Annotated in this window: 18 protein-coding genes and 4 tRNA genes; 6 read left to right on the top strand and 16 right to left on the bottom strand. The window is 61.7% G+C overall.

The features are described from left to right. Positions 1–52: 52 nt before the first annotated feature. The 7 genes from rplA to MHK09_RS08915 form a co-directional block, all read right to left on the bottom strand. Complete coding sequence (gene rplA, locus MHK09_RS08945; RefSeq protein ID WP_005322897.1) at positions 53–757, bottom strand: 50S ribosomal protein L1; 705 nt, start codon at positions 755–757, stop codon at positions 53–55. Between the two features lie 68 nt (positions 758–825). After that, positions 826–1,269 carry a 50S ribosomal protein L11 gene (gene rplK / locus MHK09_RS08940; RefSeq protein ID WP_250413324.1) on the bottom strand — a complete coding sequence of 148 codons (444 nt, stop codon included), beginning with the start codon at positions 1,267–1,269 and terminating at the stop codon, positions 826–828. Between the two features lie 172 nt (positions 1,270–1,441). After that, the gene (gene nusG, locus MHK09_RS08935) at positions 1,442–2,362 is read right to left on the bottom strand and encodes a transcription termination/antitermination protein NusG (RefSeq protein WP_005327959.1); all 921 of its coding nucleotides are present in this window, start codon (positions 2,360–2,362) and stop codon (positions 1,442–1,444) included. 128 nt (positions 2,363–2,490) lie between these two features. Continuing rightward, a complete protein-coding gene (gene secE / locus MHK09_RS08930) occupies positions 2,491–2,823 on the bottom strand; it encodes a preprotein translocase subunit SecE (RefSeq protein WP_049358680.1) in 333 nt (110 codons plus the stop codon). Between the two features lie 207 nt (positions 2,824–3,030). Beyond that, positions 3,031–3,103, bottom strand: a tRNA-Trp gene (locus MHK09_RS08925). Positions 3,104–3,243: 140 nt separating this feature from the next. After that, a tRNA-Met gene (locus MHK09_RS08920) sits at positions 3,244–3,315 on the bottom strand. A gap of 38 nt (positions 3,316–3,353) precedes the next feature. Continuing rightward, positions 3,354–3,429: transfer RNA gene (locus MHK09_RS08915), tRNA-Thr, on the bottom strand. Between the two features lie 439 nt (positions 3,430–3,868). Between MHK09_RS08915 and deoD the strand changes: the two genes are divergently transcribed. Genes deoD through MHK09_RS08895 form a run of 4 tightly spaced genes read left to right on the top strand, consistent with a single transcriptional unit; the run spans position 3,869 to position 8,221 of the window. Then, positions 3,869–4,594, top strand: a complete 726-nt coding sequence (gene deoD, locus MHK09_RS08910) for a purine-nucleoside phosphorylase (protein WP_005327952.1) — start codon at positions 3,869–3,871, stop codon at positions 4,592–4,594. Between the two features lie 16 nt (positions 4,595–4,610). Next, positions 4,611–5,978 (top strand): MFS transporter, encoded by a 1,368-nt coding sequence (locus MHK09_RS08905; protein WP_250413323.1) that lies wholly within the window; start codon positions 4,611–4,613, stop codon positions 5,976–5,978. An 11-nt stretch (positions 5,979–5,989) separates the two neighbouring features. Then, the gene (gene deoC, locus MHK09_RS08900) at positions 5,990–6,637 is read left to right on the top strand and encodes a deoxyribose-phosphate aldolase (protein ID WP_250413322.1); all 648 of its coding nucleotides are present in this window, start codon (positions 5,990–5,992) and stop codon (positions 6,635–6,637) included. 3 nt (positions 6,638–6,640) lie between these two features. Next, complete coding sequence (locus MHK09_RS08895; RefSeq protein ID WP_250413320.1) at positions 6,641–8,221, top strand: phospho-sugar mutase; 1,581 nt, start codon at positions 6,641–6,643, stop codon at positions 8,219–8,221. A gap of 126 nt (positions 8,222–8,347) precedes the next feature. Here MHK09_RS08895 and MHK09_RS08890 read toward each other — a convergent pair whose 3' ends face one another. Further along, complete coding sequence (locus MHK09_RS08890) at positions 8,348–8,524, bottom strand: hypothetical protein (protein ID WP_250413318.1); 177 nt, start codon at positions 8,522–8,524, stop codon at positions 8,348–8,350. Between the two features lie 149 nt (positions 8,525–8,673). Between MHK09_RS08890 and MHK09_RS08885 the strand changes: the two genes are divergently transcribed. Further along, complete coding sequence (locus MHK09_RS08885; protein ID WP_250413316.1) at positions 8,674–8,961, top strand: hypothetical protein; 288 nt, start codon at positions 8,674–8,676, stop codon at positions 8,959–8,961. A gap of 66 nt (positions 8,962–9,027) precedes the next feature. Here MHK09_RS08885 and MHK09_RS08880 read toward each other — a convergent pair. Further along, positions 9,028–9,109 (bottom strand) — tRNA-Tyr (locus tag MHK09_RS08880). A gap of 109 nt (positions 9,110–9,218) precedes the next feature. Then, entirely contained in the window at positions 9,219–10,223 is a 1,005-nt protein-coding gene (locus MHK09_RS08875; RefSeq protein ID WP_005327943.1) for a polyprenyl synthetase family protein, read from the bottom strand. A 98-nt stretch (positions 10,224–10,321) separates the two neighbouring features. On the opposite strand from MHK09_RS08875, the gene MHK09_RS08870 reads away from it, so the two are divergent. Beyond that, the gene (locus MHK09_RS08870) at positions 10,322–11,587 is read left to right on the top strand and encodes a geranylgeranyl reductase family protein (RefSeq protein ID WP_179387356.1); all 1,266 of its coding nucleotides are present in this window, start codon (positions 10,322–10,324) and stop codon (positions 11,585–11,587) included. 33 nt (positions 11,588–11,620) lie between these two features. Here the strand turns inward: MHK09_RS08870 and MHK09_RS08865 are convergent, their stop codons facing one another. The 6 genes from MHK09_RS08865 to MHK09_RS08840 all read right to left on the bottom strand — a co-directional run bounded on the left by MHK09_RS08865 (position 11,621) and on the right by MHK09_RS08840 (position 18,966). Further along, positions 11,621–12,310, bottom strand: a complete 690-nt coding sequence (locus MHK09_RS08865; RefSeq protein WP_005322922.1) for a demethylmenaquinone methyltransferase — start codon at positions 12,308–12,310, stop codon at positions 11,621–11,623. An 11-nt stretch (positions 12,311–12,321) separates the two neighbouring features. Next, the gene (locus tag MHK09_RS08860) at positions 12,322–13,521 is read right to left on the bottom strand and encodes a glycosyltransferase family 4 protein (RefSeq protein ID WP_250413340.1); all 1,200 of its coding nucleotides are present in this window, start codon (positions 13,519–13,521) and stop codon (positions 12,322–12,324) included. Positions 13,522–13,581: 60 nt separating this feature from the next. Further along, a complete protein-coding gene (locus tag MHK09_RS08855; protein ID WP_080971157.1) occupies positions 13,582–14,052 on the bottom strand; it encodes a DUF3592 domain-containing protein in 471 nt (156 codons plus the stop codon). Continuing rightward, positions 14,053–15,675 (bottom strand): 2-succinyl-5-enolpyruvyl-6-hydroxy-3-cyclohexene-1-carboxylic-acid synthase, encoded by a 1,623-nt coding sequence (gene menD / locus MHK09_RS08850; RefSeq protein ID WP_250413314.1) that lies wholly within the window; start codon positions 15,673–15,675, stop codon positions 14,053–14,055. 57 nt (positions 15,676–15,732) lie between these two features. Further along, entirely contained in the window at positions 15,733–16,485 is a 753-nt protein-coding gene (locus tag MHK09_RS08845) for a hypothetical protein (protein ID WP_250413312.1), read from the bottom strand. Between the two features lie 78 nt (positions 16,486–16,563). Beyond that, positions 16,564–18,966, bottom strand: a complete 2,403-nt coding sequence (locus MHK09_RS08840) for an ATP-binding cassette domain-containing protein (protein ID WP_250413310.1) — start codon at positions 18,964–18,966, stop codon at positions 16,564–16,566. Positions 18,967–19,123: the final 157 nt, after the last annotated feature.

Raw genomic sequence — 19,123 nt, 5'->3', positions numbered from 1 at the left:
TCGAGGCAATCCTCGAAGCCCTTTAACTTTGAACGCAGTGCGTTAGAACTGCTTACGCGGTGTAATCCTTGACCACGGAACCGTCAACCGGGATGCCCGGGCCGGAGGTGGTGGAGATGGTAGCGCGCTTGATGTAGATGCCCTTAGCGGAAGAAGGCTTCAGGCGCTGGATCTCGTCCATGAGGGCGCCGTAGTTCTCAGCCAGCTTCTCAGCATCGAAGGATGCCTTGCCGATGATGGCGTGCAGGTTAGCAGCCTTATCAACACGGAAGGAGATCTTGCCGCCCTTAACCTCAGAGATTGCCTTAGCAACGTCTGCGGTAACGGTGCCGGTCTTCGGGTTCGGCATCAGACCACGTGGGCCCAGGACGCGAGCAACGCGGCCAACCTTGGCCATCTGATCCGGGGTAGCGATAGCAACGTCGAAATCGATGTTGCCCTCGTTGATCTGCTCGATCAGTTCAGCGGTGCCAACGATGTCAGCGCCAGCTTCCTGAGCGGCGGTAGCCTTCTCGCCCTCAGCGAAGACAGCAACGCGAACGTCCTTACCGGTGCCGTTAGGCAGGGAAACGGTGCCGCGAACCAGCTGGTCAGCCTTGCGCGGGTCAACGCCCAGGCGGAAGACGACGTCAACGGTGGCGTCGAAGTTCTTGGAGGAGGTCTCCTTGGCCAGCTTGGTAGCCTCGATCGGACGGTACAGGCGGGACTTATCTACCAGTTCCGCAGCGGCCTTATAAGCCTTAGACTTGGTGCTCATTTAACAATTCCTTTTCTGGATTGGTGTGGTGTTCGGCGGGCCGTAGCTGGCCCTACCACATAAAGTTTTTACTTCTCCGGTGCGCCATCAACGGTGATGCCCATGGAGCGGGCGGTACCGGCGATGATGCGAGCGCCGTTCTCGATGTCACGTGCGTTCAGGTCCGCAAACTTGGTCTCTGCGATTTCCTTGCACTGATCCCAAGACACAGAGCCGACCTTGTCGGTGTGTGGGACGCCGGAGCCCTTCCTGATGCCAGCGGCCTTCAGCAGCAGCTTAGCTGCCGGCGGGGTCTTCAGCTTGAAGTCGAAGGAACGGTCCTCGTAGACGGTGATCTCAACCGGAACCACGTTGCCACGCTGGTTCTCGGTAGCGGCGTTATAAGCCTTGCAGAACTCCATGATGTTGACGCCGTGGGCACCCAGTGCCGGGCCAACTGGCGGTGCCGGGTTAGCGGCGCCTGCCTCGATCTGCAGCTTGATGAAACCGGATACCTTCTTCTTAGGAGCCATCGAATTACCTCTTTCCTGTGTTACCGGGATATCCGCCACGATGAATAACGGGATCCCGTCCGGATGCTCACCTTCAGTGGGCCACCGGAGGATGAAACGTTTTCTTATACGCACGCCAAAGGCGCACGGCGTTCCAGTTTAGAACACCGTGCGCCCTGCACAAAATCACTTTTTAGGAGATGCGCTCGATCTCGGTCGGCGACAGCTCCACCGGGGTCTCGCGGCCGAAGATGGACACCAGACCCTGCATCTTGCCGGTCTCCGGGTCGATCTCGGAAATGGTTGCGGATACGGCAGCCAGCGGGCCGGACAGGATGGTCACTGCCTCGCCCACCTCGAAGTCGTGCGCATACTTCTTGGCCACTTCCTTCTCCGGCATAGCCACAACCTGCTCGCCCTCTGCCTCGTTCGGGGCAGCATCGCCCTTGGTGGACGGCGCCTCGTTGGGCATCAGGAACTTAGCCACGTCGCGGGTCTTAACCGGGGTGGCATTGCCCTCGTTGCCCACGAAGGAGGTCACGCCTGGGGTTTCGCGGATGACGGACCATGCGGCGTCGTTAAGCTCAGCGCGGACCAGGACGTAGCCCGGCAGCAGCTTGCGCTTCACGATCTTCTTCTTGCCGTCCTTGTTCTCCAGGACCTGCTCAATAGGTACAACGACCTCGAAGATGGAATCTTCTACCTCGAGGGTCTGGGCGCGCATGTCCAGGTTGGTCTTTACCTTGTTTTCGTAGCCGGAGTAGCACTGGATGATGTACCACTGGCCCGGCTGCTTCTTCAGTTCGCGGGTAAAGGCGCGCAGGCGCTTGCGGTAGGCGGCATCCTCGGACTCGTCTTCGCTGGCCTCAGGGGCTGCACCCTCGGCCTCTGCTTCGGTCGCTGCCGGTTCCGCTGCGTCGGCGGACTCGCCTGCAGCCTCGGTGGACTCAGCCGTTCCTTCAGCTTCCTCCGCTGCCGGAGCGGCTGGGGTAGCGTCTTCCTGTTGTGCTTCTTCCACGGAGCTAGCGTGCTCTGCCGCCTGCTCCTGCACGTTGGACTGCATTGCCTCTTCCAGGGAGGTGCCTACGGTTTCGACGTTATTCTCGTCGCTCATAATTCTTACTCCAAAAAATTCCTCGGCGCGTTGCGTAGGACCAGCCTACCCGCCCGCGTATGGGCAAAAAGTATCCCGCCGTTCCTCTAAGCGGAAACAGCGGGATAAAAGATTATGCGCTTATCTTACTAATCTGAGAGAACCTGCTCAACTCCGAGACCAGCCAGGGTGTCAACGCCCCAGACCAAAACGGTCAGCACGATAAGGAACGCAAAGGTAATGAGGGTGTACTGCAGCATCTCCTTAGCGGTAGGCCACACCACCTTCTTCATCTCGGATACGACCTCGCCTGGGAAGGCGGCTACGCCACCACCTGGGGTGTCATCGTGGTTCTTATCCTCGACGCGGACGACGTGCTTATCGGCGTAGTCCGCGGAGGACGTGGTAGCCGCACCAGAGAGCTGACGCTTACCGGTCGGGCGCGATGCACCCGAATTCTTCGGCTGCTGCTCATCGCTCACAGCTAACCCTCCTTGGGAACTAAATCTCATAGGGCGCTTAACGCGCACCTCCATAACTTTGTCAACCCTAGCAAAGCTTGCACAGCATGAAAAGCTGACCATGGCATTTGCCGGACGTGGCCTTGACAACATGTGGGCGGGCTAAGCGTCACGAAGAAAATAGGGCATGAAGAAACCCCGCCACCTGAGGTGACGGGGTTTACTATGCAGGGGCGACAGGACTCGAACCTGCAACCTACGGTTTTGGAGACCGTTGCGCTACCAATTGCGCCACGCCCCTATTCTTTTATCCCTTGATGTCTCAGCACCAAGCGTTGAAGACCTTACCAGAGCCATAGTTCCAATCCGAAACTAGGCACAGCCTGCACTGTCTTCAGCGCGGTAATAAAAAAGCGCCCTGCGGGCGCCTTTCTTTCCCGGTAGCGATGGCGAGAATTGAACTCGCGACACAGCGATTATGAGTCGCTTGCTCTACCACTGAGCTACACCGCCATATTCACCTTGGAGGAATTCCTTGCCCCAAACATGAATGGAGCCCCCTGACAGAATCGAACTGTCGACCTTTTCCTTACCATGGAAACGCTCTGCCGACTGAGCTAAGGGGGCACATCCTAGCGTTGAACACATCGCTATTTCGTTGTGCTCTCCGTTGCGGACTCCAATAATCTAACCTGCTTTCAACGTTTTACACAAATCGCCACGTCAGAGCGCAAAAATACATAGCTCTTGTGACACCTTTTCGCGCCTCTTGAAGGCAGTTAGACAAACGGCATGGCAGCCCACCCCTGCGGACCGCTCGGCCACGTCTCCTACCGTGCGTCGGCAGCCGTGTGAAGGCATGTGGATTGGGGGTGTGGGAAACAGGGGCGTCGGCAAGCGTGGCAATGCTCACCGCAGGCATCCGCCTCGGCGCGCACGCTGGTGACTGAGTCCAGTGAGGCTTTCCGCAGTTGTTGAAAAGCTGCAAACAAGGCCATTGATTCGGGGCCCTGAGGGTTTAAGCTTGGTCTGTAAAATCCCCCACCCCATGCCAAGGAGCGCAGATATGTCCGCTACCGATATTGCCACCCCACACATCAATCCGCAGGGCGCGCCCATTGCGGAAACCATCCTCCTGCCCGGTGACCCGCTGCGCGCGAAGTTCATCGCCGAGAACTTTCTGGAAGATACCGTCCAGTTCAACGGTGTGCGCAATATGCTGGGGTTTACCGGCACTTTTAACGGCAAGCCCATCTCCGTCATGGGCTCCGGCATGGGCATTCCCTCCATCGGTATCTACTCCTGGGAACTCATCCACAACTACGGCGTAAAGAAGCTCATCCGCGTCGGTTCCATTGGCGCCATGCAGGAAGACATTGAGCTGCACGATGTCATCGTTGCTTCGTCCGCCTCCACTGATTCCAACTTCTTGAGCCAGTACAACCTGCCGGGCAGCTACGCCCCCACCGCCTCGTGGAAGCTCCTCAAGGCTTTGGTGGATCAGGCCGAAAAGCAGCAGGCCCACATCCACGTAGGCAATATCTTGAGCTCGGATATCTTCTACAACTTTGACCAGAACGTGAACGAGCGCTGGGCGCACATGGGTGTGCTCGGCGTAGAGATGGAATCCGCAGCGCTTTATGCCACCGCGGCTGAGGCCGGCGTCGACGCGCTGGGACTTTTCACCGTCTCCGACAACCTGGTGCACGATACCCACCTCTCCGCGGAAGAGCGCCAGACCGCCTTCCGCACCATGATTGAACTCGCGCTTCCGCTCAACGCGCTCGACTAAAAGGACCCTCTCCCCCGTGACTTCCACCCACCCCACCGCTTCCCCGCAGGACAAGCGGACAGGCTCCGCGGTAAACCCCAAGGTTGCCGTACCTATCCTGCTCTTTGTCTTCGTCTTCTCGCTGGTTATTGATAACGGCTTTAAGACGATGACCATGCCGATCGCCCAGGCGCTGGACATCTCCGTTAAAACCGCCTCCCTCCAGGCTTCCCTCGCCGGCGTAATCATCGGCATCGGCGCCGTGGTCTACGCCGCGCTGGCGGATTCCATCTCCATCCGCAAGCTCATGCTCACCGGCGTTGTCCTCATCGCCGTGGGCTCGCTTTTGGCCTTCGCCTTTTCCAGCTTTTGGCCCATGGTGCTTACCGGCCGCCTCATCCAGACCGCCGGCCTTGCCGCCGCGGAAACGCTGTATGTCATTTACGTGACCAAGCACTTGAGCGAGGCCGATCAAAAGACCTACCTCGGCTTTTCTACCGCCGCCTTCCAGGCCGGCCTGCTCATCGGCGCGTTGACCTCTGGCTTTATTTCCACCTATGTCTCATGGACGGCGATGTTCCTCATCCCGCTCATCCTCATCCTGGCCATCCCGCCGATTATCAAGCTGGTGCCAGAAGATGAGGCCGTGGAAGGCCACCTCGACGCCCTAGGCCTGTTTTTCATCGCGGTCTTCGCCACCGGCCTGACCATGTTCATGCAGGAATTCAACTGGGCATGGCTCATCTTTGCTTTCCTTGGCGTCGTGGGGTTTATCATCCACATCGGCGACGCCAAGCACCCCGTGGTCACCCCGGAATTCTTTACTAATGGCCGCTACGTGTGGACCATCCTCATGGTCTTCTTTGTCTACTCCACCCAGATGGGCTTTATCTTCCTGCTGCCATTTGCCGCACATGACCTGCACGGCATGAACATCGATAAGGCCTCCCTGCTGATGATCCCGGGCTATATTTGCGCCATCCTCATCGGCATTTTCTCCGGCAAAATCGGTGCCGTTTTGTCCTCTCGCGCCACCATCTACACCGCCTTCGCCCTGGTCGCCGGCGCGCTAGTGGCGGCCGCGCTCTTTGTGCAGCTTCACGTCGCCGTACTCATTCTCGCCATCGTGGCCTTTGCCTCCGGCTTTGCGCTGATGTACGCCCCGCTGGTCAATACCGCGCTGCGCAATATCACCGCCGCCAAATCCGGCATCGCCATCGGCTTTTATAACCTGACCATCAATATCGCCATCCCACTGGGCATTGCCTATACGGCAAAGCTGCAGGACCTCACCAGCTATAACACCGTGTTGTGGATCCTCGCGGCCGTCGCCGCCATCGGTATTGCCCTGTACGTCGTCTCTGACCTCAAGATGGCCCGTTCCGAATCCCGCCTAACCCGCTAAGGAGAACAATTATGACTTCCCGCACCGACGTTGCTTCCATCATCGACCACACCCTGCTCAAGCCGGAGGCCACCCCGGATCAGTTCCGCGCCTTGGTGAATGAGGCGGCCGAGCTGGGCACCTACTCCGTCTGCGTTTCCCCGTCCGCCCTGCCCATCGAGGTTCCTGATTCGCTGCACATTGCCACCGTCGTGGGCTTTCCTTCCGGCGCCGTGAAGCCGGAGATTAAGGCCGCTGAGGCGGCCCGCGCGGTTGCCGATGGCGCCGAAGAGGTGGACATGGTCATCAATATCCCACTGGCCATCGAGGGCCGCGCCGAGGATCTGCAGGCCGAAATCCAGGCCGTGCGCGATGCCATCCCCGGCAAGGTACTCAAGGTCATCATCGAGTCCGCCGCGCTTTCCGACGACGCCATTGTCCTCGCCTGCAAAGCCGCCGCAGCCGCCCAGGCGGACTTTGTCAAGACCTCCACTGGTTTCCACCCGGCCGGCGGCGCCTCCGTGCACGCCGTTAAGCTCATGCGCGAGTCCGTAGGCGACAAGCTAGGTGTCAAGGCCTCTGGCGGCATCCGCACCGCCAAGGACGCCTTGGCCATGATTGAGGCCGGCGCAACCCGCCTGGGCCTGTCTTCCTCCGCCAAGATCCTCGAGGAGCTCTAAGCCATGTCAAAGGCCGCCGCCGTGGATTATGACTACGCCCGCACCTGGGCCGAGCACGACCCCGATCCGGACACCGCCCGCCAGGTGATGACCTGGATTGAAGAGGACAATACCGACGAGCTCACCGCCGCCTTCGCCGGCCCCCTCGCCTTCGGCACCGCAGGCCTGCGCGCCGCCGTGGGCGCGGGCGAGTCTCGCATGAATCGCGCCGTAGTCATCCGCACCACCTATGGGCTTATCTCCTGGCTCAAACAGCACGTGGATACCCCAGTGGTAGCCATTGGCTGCGATGCCCGCCACGGCTCCGCGCAGTTCCAGCGCGATGCCGCACAGGTCATCTCCGCGGCCGGCGGCAAGGCCTTGGTTCTGCCAGCGCAGAACCCCACTCCGCTGACCGCCTTCACGGTCCGCTCGCTCAAGGCGGATGCCGGAATTATGGTCACTGCCTCGCATAACCCGCCGGCCGATAATGGCTACAAGGTCTACCTGGGCGGCCGCATCGCCACCGGCCCGGCTGAAGGCGTACAGCTGATTTCACCCGCCGATGCCGAAATCGCCGCCGCCATTGCCGCGGCACCCCATTCCGATGAAGTCCCGCTATCCACCGAGAACATCGCGGACGTCGATACCCGCGCCGAGTACCTCGACCGCGCCGCGCAGCTTGTGGGCGCACATACCGATGTCACCATCGCGCTGACCGCCATGCACGGCGTCGGTGCCGCCCTGGGCGAAAAGCTCCTGACCCGCTGCGGGTTCCGCGTCTCCCTGGTTCCTGAGCAGGCCCAACCGGATCCCGATTTCCCCACCGTCTCTTTCCCCAACCCGGAAGAGCCTGGCGCCCTCGACTTGGGCATCCGCCACGCTGAGAAGATCGGCGCCGATATTCTTATCGCTTATGACCCGGATGCGGATCGCTGCGCCGCCGCCGTGCCTACTTCCTCAGGCTCGTGGCGCCAGCTCACCGGCGATGAAACCGGTGCCCTCTTGGGCGACTATCTTGCCCGCCAAGGTGCGACAGGCAACTTCGCCAACTCGCTCGTCTCCTCCCGCCTCCTCGGGCGCATCGCCGCCCACTACGGCCTCGGCCACGAAGAGACCCTCACCGGTTTCAAGTGGATCGCCCGCACCCCGGATCTCGCGTTTGGTTATGAGGAGGCCATTGGTTTCTGCCCCGACCCCACCGCTGTCCGCGATAAGGACGGCGTCGCTACCTCCGTAGTGCTCGCCAGCCTCGCGGCCGAGTGCAAGGCCGCAGGAACCACCTTGCTAGAGCGTCTAGAAGACATCTACGCCACCGTGGGTGCCCTCTACACCCAGCCGCTGACCTTCCGCGTCGATGACCTCAGCATCATCGCCCAAGCGATGGATAAGGTCGCATCTACCCCGCCCACGGAACTGGCCGGTTCCCCCGTGGCAAAGGTGGAGAAATTCGCCCAAGGCTCCAAGTTCTTCACCGACAACGATGACCGCGTCATCGTGCGCCCTTCCGGCACCGAGCCGAAGCTGAAGTGCTACCTCGAATCCCCCGACGCCGACCGCCTCGATGCCATCGCGGCCGACCTGCGTGCCTACTTCGGGATTTAAACCCCTCCCCGCTCCGCGCTCTCTAACTGGTCCTTCCGGGATTGCTTAGGGCCAATGAGGGTGCGGGCTAGTGGACTTGCTGCCGCCAGTCCCACGACAACGGGGCATCAAGGTTAGAAAGGCTATTTACGCCAGGGAGCGCTCCTCCAACTGGTGGGAAATCGCTGCATTTATTTTCCGGTGCGCCCGATAACTGCGAGTCCGATTGCGCAAATGCGCTTGCTGCGCTGCCTGCGCTACTCGCTGGCTTTGAAAAAGGTGAACCTCGTTTACCCCGTCCAGCATCGTTCGGATCTTCTTCATATCCCATATCCTATCGCTAAACCCCATACCTTCATCTCTACAGTGATGTCCTGTGACTGATGGTATGGCTACCGAGCACGCCTGTTGGTACACAGCGCCTCAGGAAGGTGTAGTTTGCTGGTCCTGAAGACCAAGATGAGAGGAATTAGATGAGTACAGAACCCCACCATTCATCCTTAACAGTTTTGCTAAAGATTGCAGTTGGTATTTCATTATTGCTCTGCCTCGGCTATTTCATTGGCGGTTTGAATGCGGTATACGTGGCCAAGGCCCTGGCGGGATCGGATTCCACCTCATTGCCAGATATTTCTCGTAGGTTAGGAAATGGATTTTTCTACTTCAAGATCGCTGGGGTATTTCTAGCTGTATTTCTCGTCGGCGCCTATGCGGTGTTCTACAGGGCTCAAGACTCCCGCAGACAGGAGCCCTGCCGGTAGCATCCGCCCCACAGCTGCAGGTACGCTTGAAACCCCGCAAGCTTTTGCTTGCGGGGTTTCATTCTGTGCCAGGTAGAAGATTCGAACTTCTGAAGGCAATGCCGGCGGATTTACAGTCCGCTCCCTTTGGCCGCTCGGGCAACCTGGCATGCACTGTGTGGTGCGAGTAAGTACTTTACTACGAACCACCCTCCCACCTACAAATCGCCAGCGTAGTAGGGGCGAATGGGGCTATAGAGAGGGGCTTAGCCAAGCAGCTAGCCCACGCGACGCACGGTATAATCCGCCAGTTGGCGAAGGGCCTGGCTCGCGGAGTTCTCCGGTAGCACGGCAAGCTGCTCCTCCACCGTGCGCAGGTAAGCATTGATGTCCTCCAGCGCCTTCTGACGGCCGCCAGACTGGTGCAGGAGCTCGATGGCGCGCTCCACCTCGGCGTCGGAATGCAGCGGGCCAGTAAGCAGCTCACGCAGCTTGTCGCCCACTTCGCCCTCTTCCTCCAAGGCGTAGAGAACCGGCAGGGTAAATACGCCCTCGCGCAGGTCCGTGCCCGGGGTCTTGCCGGACTCCTTTGGGTCAGAGAAGATGTCGATGACATCGTCCACAATCTGGAAGATCATGCCGATGGCACCACCAATGCGGTGCAAGGCTGCGGCATGCTCGGCCGAGGCGCCAGAGTGGTAGGCGCCCAGGTAGCCCGCAGAGGCGATGAGCACCGCGGTCTTTTCACGGATAACGGCCGTGTAGTGCTCCACAGCATTGGCCTCGCCCGCGCCGATGGTCTCGCGCATCTGGCCGGTCACCAGCTCTTCAAAGGTATCGGCAAAGTGGCCCACCGTGTGGGTATCCAGCTCACTCATCAGGCGGGAAGCATGCGCCAGGAGCGCATCGCCGGCGAGGATGGCCACGGAATTATTCCACCGCGAATTGGCAGATTCCACGCCGCGGCGGCGGTCCGCCTCATCCATGACATCGTCATGATAAAGGGTGGCGACGTGCACCATCTCCACGACGGTGGCGGCCTTAACAACCTCTTTGCAGCCCGGACGCGGACCATACTCGGAGGCCAGCAGCGCCATCATGGGGCGAAAGCGCTTGCCACCGGCCTTAGACAGGTGGCTGACCTTGTCCTTTAAGAAGTCCTGGCCGCGGTCGATTTCACTGCGCAGCTTGTCTTCTACTGCTTCCATGCCCGCACCAATGCGCTCGTTGAGCTGCGGATCACCAAGATCCACGTGCGTGGCATGCGATTGACCGTGAGTCATTAAATAGTGTTCCTTGCAACTAAAAGCCAGAGATAATCGATTACCTACCGTAGTCCAAACTGCGCCCCTAAACACACTCGAGGGGTCGAACTCATGCAATGATAGTCCTCATGTCGGAGCAGATCGATTCCCAAACCTATGTCGAGGTCGCCATCATTGGCGCTGGGCCTGCCGGAGCAGCCGCCGCGATCCATGCCGCACGCGCCGGCTATGACACCCTCCTTATTGATTCCGCGACGTTTCCCCGCGATAAAACCTGCGGCGACGGGCTTACCCCGCGCGCGATGCACCAGCTTGCTGAGCTTGGCATTGCGGTCAACGCCTCCTATCGCAATCGCGGCCTGAAGCTGCACGGATACGGCGGTGATATTACCGCGCCCTGGCCGGAGACCTATCCCTCCCAAGTGGGCACGGCCCTGCCGCGCTTCCGCTTTGATGCCCTGCTTGCCGACGCCGCCCGGGAAGCCGGCGCCACCCTCCTCACCGGCACCCCCGCCACCGATCCGGTGCTCGAGGGCAACCGCGTGACCTCCTTCCGCGTGGGTGAGGCCACCGTGCATGCCAAGTGGATCATCGTGGCCGATGGCGTGCGCTCTACTTTTGGCAAGAAGCTCGGCCGCACCTGGCATCGCGAGGAGGTCTATGGCATCGCCGCGCGTTCCTATGCTTCCTCTACGCATGCCACTGAGCCCTGGATGCACTCCCACGTTGAGCTCAAGGACGAAGAAGGCGAGGTGCAACCCGGCTACGGTTGGATCTTCCCGCTCGGCTCCGAGCTAGGCCAGGTCAATATCGGCCTCGGCGCGTTGTCGACCGCGCAGCGCCCCGCCAAGATCAACACCAAGAAGCTGCTCGAGTTCTACGCCGCCCAACAGCGCCCCGAGTGGGGACTCGGCGAGATTGAGCACGTTACCTCTGCCTTACTGCCCATGGGCGGCGCGGTGTCTAACGTGGCCGGCGCCAATTGGATGATCATTGGTGATGCCGCGGCCTGCATCAACCCCCTCAACGGCGAGGGCATCGATTATGGCTTGGAGACCGCCGCGCTGGCCGTAGCCCTGCTCGGCCCGAAGGATTTCACCCTGGCCTGGCCGGCCGTCTTGCGCGAACACTACGGCGAGTCCTTCCTCTTGGCCCGCACGGCCGCGCGCCTGTTGACCTACCCACAGTTCCTACCGCTGGCTGGTCCACTGGCCCTGCGCGGGCCCATTGGCCGCATACTCATGCCGGCCGCCGCGCGCCTGATGGGCAACCTCATTACTGACGATGACCGCGACCTCATCGCACGCACCTGGCGCGCCGCCGGCCGCACGGTCTCGTCCCTTCGCCGCGATACGCCCCTCTGGGATTCGACCGCAGCATAGTCCCCCGCTCCCCCGGGCGCGAAGGAGCGGCGCCTAGGCTGGCTTTACCGCCGAGTGCAGCGCCACGATGCCGAAAGTAAGGTTCTGCCAGCCGGCCTCGGCCCAGCCATTGCGATTGATAACCGCGGCAAGCTCCTCCTGCCCGGGCCACGCGCGAATGGATTCCGCGAGGTAGATATATGCCTCCGGATTAGAAGAGACCAGGCGCGCTACCGGCGGGAGCAGACGCATCAAGTATTCCTTGTACACGGTGCCAAAAATCGGTACCACCGGGGTGGAAAACTCCGCCACCGCAAGGCGCCCGCCCGGCTTGGTCACGCGCGCCATTTCGCGCAGGCCGAGCTCAAAGTCGTGGATATTGCGCAGGCCATAAGATATGGTCACGGCGTCAAAGGTGTTATCCGCAAACGGCAGCTTCATGCCATCGCCAGCCACCTTGGGCACGTCGCGCTCACGGCCGGCGGCCAGCATGCCACGGGAGAAATCACACGCCACGCACCACGCACCGGACTTGGAAAGTTCCACGGTGGACACGGCGGTACCCGCTGCAAGGTCGAGGACCTTCTCGCCCGGCTTAAGGTTCAAACGCTCACGGGTGCGCTTGCGCCAGTGCGCGTCCTGCCCAAAGGACAGCACGGTATTGGTGAGGTCGTATTTCTCGCCCACGGCGTCAAACATGCGCGCCACATCGAAGGGCTTTTTATCCAGATCTGCCTTAGACACAAATGATCAGTCTAGGCTACGCGGGCGCCAAGGGCACGAGCCGCCCATCGCGGCAGCTCGGGACGCTGGCCCAGAATGGTCAGCGGCACCCGGCGAGTATCCTCCAGTACCTCTTCGTAATAGCCCACGAGCTGCTCACACAGGGCCTTCCACGTCTTGGAAGAAATAGACTCGCGGGCATGGTCCCGCATCTCTTGGTGGATCTCCGGATTGAGCAGAGCGTCCACCGCATTGGGGAGGTCTTCCACAAAGGTCTTTACCTCCAGCAGAAGGCCGTTATAGCCCTCGTCGATGAGGTCTACCGGGCCACCAGCCCGCGGCCCGATGGTCGGCACGCCGGAGGCCTGTGCCTCCTGGATGGACTGGCAGAAGGTCTCGAACTCGCCGGCGTGGACGAAGACGTCCAAGGAGGCATAGGCGGCAGCGAGGTCTTCGCCGGACAGCGCACCGGTAAAGACGGCACCGGGCAGCTGGGCTTCCAATAGCGGGCGCTCCGGCCCATCGCCCACGATGACCAGCTGGATATCCTCGCGCCCGTTGAGCGCCGAGAGGCGGTGCACGCCCTTTTCCGCGGCGAGACGACCAACGAATCCCACCACATTCTTGGTGCCGCTCGGATCCCAGCTGCGGCGCAGCTCGTCAGAGCGCTTGGAGGGATGGAAAAGTTCTGCGTTCACGCCACGACCCCAGTGGCGCACGTTTTTAATGTTGTGCTTTTCCAAGTCCCGGATGGTCAACGAGGACGGTGCCAGCGTCATCTGGCAGGAGTTATGAATCGTGCGCAGCCACTCCCACACGCCATAGGCCAGCGCGGAGGCATGGTACTTGGTGGCAAATCCGGCAACATCGGTCTGGTACAACGCCACGGCCGGCACGCGCTGCTGGCGGGCGGAGAAAGCGCCCGCCGCGCCGAGTACGAAGGGGCTGGCCAGGTGGATGATATCCGGCTTGAAGTCGCGCAAGGCCTCATCGACCGCCGTGGTAGGCACGCCAACCGGCAGCGAATCCACCAACGGCACGCGCACGGTGGGCACACGGTAGATGGGGAATCCTAGGTAGTCCGGAATCTCTTCTTGTCCCTCACGGGCGCCCGGCGCGATGACGATGGCCTGCTGGCCAGTCTCGTGCAGGTGCTCTAAAACGCGCAGCACGGAGTTGGTCACACCATTGACATTGGGGAGGAAGGATTCAGCCACGATCGCAACACGCATGCCACCATCATGGCCCATCTTCTTAAGTTTATGGTGAAGCCAGCGGAAAATCTTGGTTAATTATTTCTCCGCGCGGCGGGTAAAGAAGCTAATCAGCTTCCACAGCACGGCCGCGATGAGCGTGGCAACTACCCCTACCGAAAGCGCCGGGATGATGGCCAGCGTCCATTCGCGGCCTTCGACCTTGACTAGGTCTGGATCGTCCTGGGCGTAGTGCACCCATACCTGTTGGCCCTCGCCCAGCCCACTGGGATAGAGCAGCCCGTGCTGTGGGGTGTGGTAAATCCCCTCACTGTCTTGGAAATCCACCGTGGTGCGCAGCATGCCCACATCCTTGACCGTGGCCAAAGCGCGCGCGGGGTGGCTGGCGATGGCATGGTCATTCAGCGCCGGCCCGATGACCATGCCCACCACGCCCACCAGCGCAGCCAGATACAGCGCCAGTGTCAGCTGGTGCAGGCGGCGGCGATAGACCGCCGGCGTATAGCGCGGCACCACGGCCGCGTGCGGCTTATGCTGCGGCGGGGCCACTTACTGGCCTACCTTTGCGGTGAGCTTCTCATTGAGCGCCCGGCGCGTGGCACGGGTGGTCTTGGCCTCCACGATGGTAATCCCGGTGGAGTATTCCTTCAGCTCCGCCAGCGTATCCAATAGCTCCTGCAGGGTGGTCACCTCGCGGTAGTCTGCTTCATAGGCTTCTGCCAGCTTGCCGACGTCCACCCCATGCGGCGTTCCAAACGCCGGCTCGAAGGACTCGCGCAGCGCATCGGCGCCTTGTTCCAGGGTTTCGAAGATGCCGCCGCCGTTGTCATTGGCCACCACGATGGTGAGGTTTTCCGGTCGCGCCTGGTCTTCCGGGATGAGCAGGCTATTCGCGTCATGCAAGAAGGTCACATCCCCCATGAGCGCCATTACTCGCGGGGCGCGCCAGTTGGTGGGATCCAGCGATTGCGTAGCCAAGGAAATGCCGATGGCTTGGGCGATGGTGCCGTCGATGCCAGCCGCTCCTCGCGGCGAGTACGTATCCACGCCGTCGAAAGGCAGGCCCACCATGGAGGCATCGCGCACCGGGTTCGAAGCGCCGAGCACCAGGGTGTCGTTGACGGAGAGCGTATCGCCCACTGCGGCCGCGACGTGCAGCCCGGTGAATCCCAGTTCCTCATCCTCGAGGGTCTCGCGCACCGCTTGTCCAGCCATATCGGTTGCGCCTTCGCAGATTTTCATCCACTCGCGGCTCGGCTCACCGGTGGCTTTGACGGTGGTGCCAAGCCGGGCCTCGTCGCCGCGCTGGTTGGTGAAGTCCTTGGTGCGCGAGAGCACCACCAGCTCAATATCCGGATCATTCATCAGCGCTAGCACGCCACGGTGCAGCGTCGGGTGCCCCACGACGATGACCTGCTCCACCTTAGTATTGACCACATAATCATTCGCGGAGACCTGCGCCTTGCGGAAGATATGCGCCGCCGCTGGATGCACCGGATGATACGGGCCCGGCGCGCTCGGCTCCGCAATGGTCGGCACGTCCTGCAGGCCTTCTACCTCCCAGGCCTCGTCGCCCGCAATGACCAGGGTGTTCTTGCTCAAATCCACGGCCACTTCCCCGTGGTCCACAAAGGCCGGTGCTGGCTCGCGTACGCCGTCGCCGGAGGTGTGGTCTGGCAGGGTGTCGTCGACAAGCGGGGCATCAAAGGCCACATTGATGTGTACCTGCAGGTCCTCGCGGAAGCGCTGGGCCATCGCCGCGATATCGTCCGCGCCGGTGACCTGGGTGGTATCCGCATAGACGCCGAAGATGCCCTGCTGCTCGATGGTCTGCGACGCCCCCGTGCCCACCAGACGCTCCGGCCGGTCCGCGCTAATAATCGCCAGCGGCGTATGGGAATAGTGTGCCTCCACCACGGCCGGCAAGGTATTGGCTACCGCAGTCCCCGAAGTCATAACCACGCCCACGTGGCGGCGCTGCACCCGCGCCATGCCTAGGGCGGTAAACGCTCCCCCGCGCTCGTCCAGGCGGGTGTGTACGCGGATATCATCACGCGCCAATAGCGCCAGCGACAGCGGCGCGTTGCGCGAACCAGGGCACAGGACGACATCCGTAAGGTGGCGCGCCAGTTGGGCGGCTACCTTCTCAGCCAACTGCATCGATTCATTCATGCCGCCCGATTTTACCTGTCCGCGCACCATTTCCCTTACCGGGCAGGTGCTGGGCGCTTAGTTCTGGCTGGCCGGCTGCTCGCCGCCGCCCAGGAGGTCATTGAGGAGGCCCTCAATGTCCACGTCGCTGCCCTTATCTAGCTGGTCTTGTACCTCTGGTGGCAGCTCGGTCGGGATATCGGACGGCAGGTCATTTTGGAAGTCCGGCAGCTTCGGCAGATTATTGGAGTTCTCATCCTGCGTATCCGGCTCTTCGGTCTGGGTCACGGTGGTGGGAACCTCCGTGGTCAGCGTTTCTGTCACCGGCTGGGGTTCCGGCTTATCCGCCTCGTCCGCGGCATTGCGCCACAGGAAAAACAGGACCGCCGCAGCCAGCACTGCAAGTACCGCGATGGCCGCGAAGACGCCGGCCATGGCGCCACCGCCGCCGCTCTTCTTCTTGCGCTTTTCCGGCTGGTCCGGATCGTAGTTCGACGGCACCGGCTCGTACTCGGGCTGCTGCGCGTATTGCTGGCCATAGGCCTGCCCGGCCGGCTGCTGATAGTTCTGGCCGTAGCTTTGCTGCTGACCGTAGCCCTGCTGATAGCCAGAGCCCTGCTGGTAGCCGGCGGCCGCATCGAATTGACGAGTCTCATTCTGCGGCTGCTGCTCGCCTGGGAAGTACTGCTTGGGGTGCTCGCGGCGCGCTTGGTCGCGGCTGGGGCCGGCGGCTTTATCGGGCACGCGGCCTATCTGGCGCGTGGCATCATCCGCCGGGCTAGACCAGCTGCGGGTTTCATTATTATCGCCATGAGGGCCTTTAGTAGTCATACCCTCTACCTCTACCCCATTTTGCTGTGAGATCCCAGAGAGGTCTCCCACAGCTAACGGGCAGCGAAGGCTCGCCGCTTAATGCGCTCGGCGTGCACTCAAGGCGCGGCCCGTGGCGGTATCCTCTGCGGCAACCTGCGCCGGGGTGGCATCCGCGATGATGCGGCCGCCATCTTCGCCAGCGCCCGGGCCCATCTCAATGATGCGGTCCGCATTCGCCATGACCGAAAGATCATGCTCGACGACGATTACCGTATGGCCCGCATCCGCCAGCTTGTGCAGCTCGGTATTGAGCAGGTCGATATCAGCTGGGTGTAGGCCCGTGGTGGGCTCGTCCAGCAGATAGACCGTATGGCCGCGACGCGAGTTCCGGGAGCGCTGCAGCTCCGTGGCCAGCTTGATGCGCTGAGCCTCGCCGCCGGACAGCTCCGGTGCGCCCTGGCCCAAGCGGAGGTAGCCCAGGCCGACGGCCTGCAACGTGGCGATGGCGCGGTAAATCTTTTCTTCCTCGGCGAAGACCTCCGCGGCCTCATCCACGGTCAGCTCCAAGATATCCGCGATGGTGCGGCCCTGCCAGGTCACCTCCAGGGTCTCGTCGTTGAAGCGGGCGCCGCCGCATTCTGGACATGTGGTGTACGAGCCCGGCAAGAAGACCAGCTCCACCTCGATCTTGCCTGCGCCGCCGCAGGTGGGGCACTGGCCTTGTTTTACGTTGTAGGAAAAGCGCGAGACCGTCCATTTACGCTGCTTAGCCTCATCGGTGGAGGCGAAGAGCTTGCGCACATTATCGAAAAGCCCGGTATAGGTTGCCAGCGTGGAACGCGGGGTGCGGCCAATGGGCTTCTGGGTAATCTGCACGACGCGCTTGACTCGGTCAAAGCCTTCCGTGCTCTCTACGGACCAGCCCTTCTCCTCGGTCTCTTCCTCATCGGAAACGGCCGTAGCGGATTGGCGCAGTAGGCCGGCGAGCACCGTGCTGACCAGGGTGGACTTGCCCGATCCGGAGACACCGGCGACCGCCGTGAATTGGCCCAAGCCAAAGTCCACATCCAAGTTGTCGATGCTGCGTGCGTTGATGCCGCGGAGGGCGAGGTGGGAGGAGGGGGTACGGGGGTCGTCGGCAAGCGTGAGCGTGCGGTGAGCCAGCGCATTGGCGGTAGGGGTGTCCGCGTCATAGTCTTCGACCGGGCCCGAATAGACCACGTTGCCGCCGCGCTCGCCGGCCAGCGGGCCGACGTCAACGAGCCAGTCCGCTTGCGCGACCAGATCCATGTCATGCTCCACCAAGAGCACGGAGTTGCCGGCCGCGATGAAACGGCGGCACATATCCATGACCGCGTCGCGCTCATCGGGGTGTAGGCCGGCCGAGGGCTCGTCGAGCACATAGGCTACGCCGAAGAGGCCGGAGCGCAGCTGCGCCGCCAAACGGATGCGCTGCATCTCGCCGCCGGACAGGCTTTGCGTCGGCCGATCCAGGCTCAGGTGCGCCAAGCCGAGCTCCAGCGCCGAGGTCAACGCCGGCAGAATCTGCCGCAGGAGCAAATCCTCGGCCGAATTCTCCTCCGGGTTCTGCTTGCTGAGCACCTCATGCACCCTATCCAGCGGCAGCGCGCCCAGCTCATCAATCGGCATGCCCGCATAGGTGACCTTCAGCGCGGCCGGGTTGAGGCGGCGGCCGCCACAAGTCTCGCACTCGCGCGATTCCATATAGGACAGGGTGCGCTTGCGCAGGGTATCCGATTGGGTCTCCGCCAGCGTCTTATTGAGGTAGCTGGCCACCGAGCGCCACGTGCCCTCATAGTTGCGCTGAATCTGATCTTTTCCGCGCAAGGGCTTGACCGTGACTACGGGGCGCTCTTCCGTGAAGAGGATCCAGTCGCGGTCCTCTTGCGGCAGGTCCTGCCACGGCGAATCCAGGTCATAGCCCAAGTTCATCAAAATGTCGTGGAAGTTCTTGCCGGCCCAGGCACCGGGCCATGCTTGGATGGCGCCTTCCTCGATGGAGAGGGTGGGATCTGGGACCATGGAGTCCTCAGTCGGCTCGTGGACCACGCCCGTGCCGTGGCACTGCGGGCACATACCCTCCGGGGTATTGGGCGAGAAGGAATCCGAGTACAGGCCCTCCGGGTTATCCCCGGCGCGCGAATAAAGCAGGCGCACGCTATTCGAAAGCACGGACACCGTGCCCACCGTAGAGCGCGCACCGCCGCCGGAGGTCGATTGCTGCAGTGCGACCGTCGGCGGTAGGCCCTCTACCTGGCTGACCTGTGGGTCGACGGCCGAGCTAATGAGGCGGCGTGCGAAGGGTGCTACCGATTCAAGGTAGCGGCGTTGGCCTTCGCCGTGAATCGTACCGAACGCCAGCGAAGATTTGCCCGAACCAGACACACCTGTGACCGCGACGAGCTTGCCGCGGGGCATATCGACGTCGACATTGCGCAGATTGTGCAGGTGAGCATCGCGGACCTTGATAGTAGACATGTCCTCCAGCGTACTCACAGGTGGCAGGTTGGGCAGTCTCAAGCCTGACAGCAGTTTTTTAACGGTTCTCTCTAGCGGTTCACCGGCTTTCAACGATTTCGTCCACCCATATGGCGAAAACCGTCGACGGTTTAGGTGTTCTAGATGGACGAAATCG

The sequence above is a fragment of the Corynebacterium tuberculostearicum genome, assembly GCF_022347235.1.
Lineage (GTDB): Bacteria > Actinomycetota > Actinomycetes > Mycobacteriales > Mycobacteriaceae > Corynebacterium > Corynebacterium tuberculostearicum_F.
The sequence above is the reverse complement of the archived record's forward strand: the minus strand, read 5'-3'. Positions and strand labels throughout refer to the sequence as shown.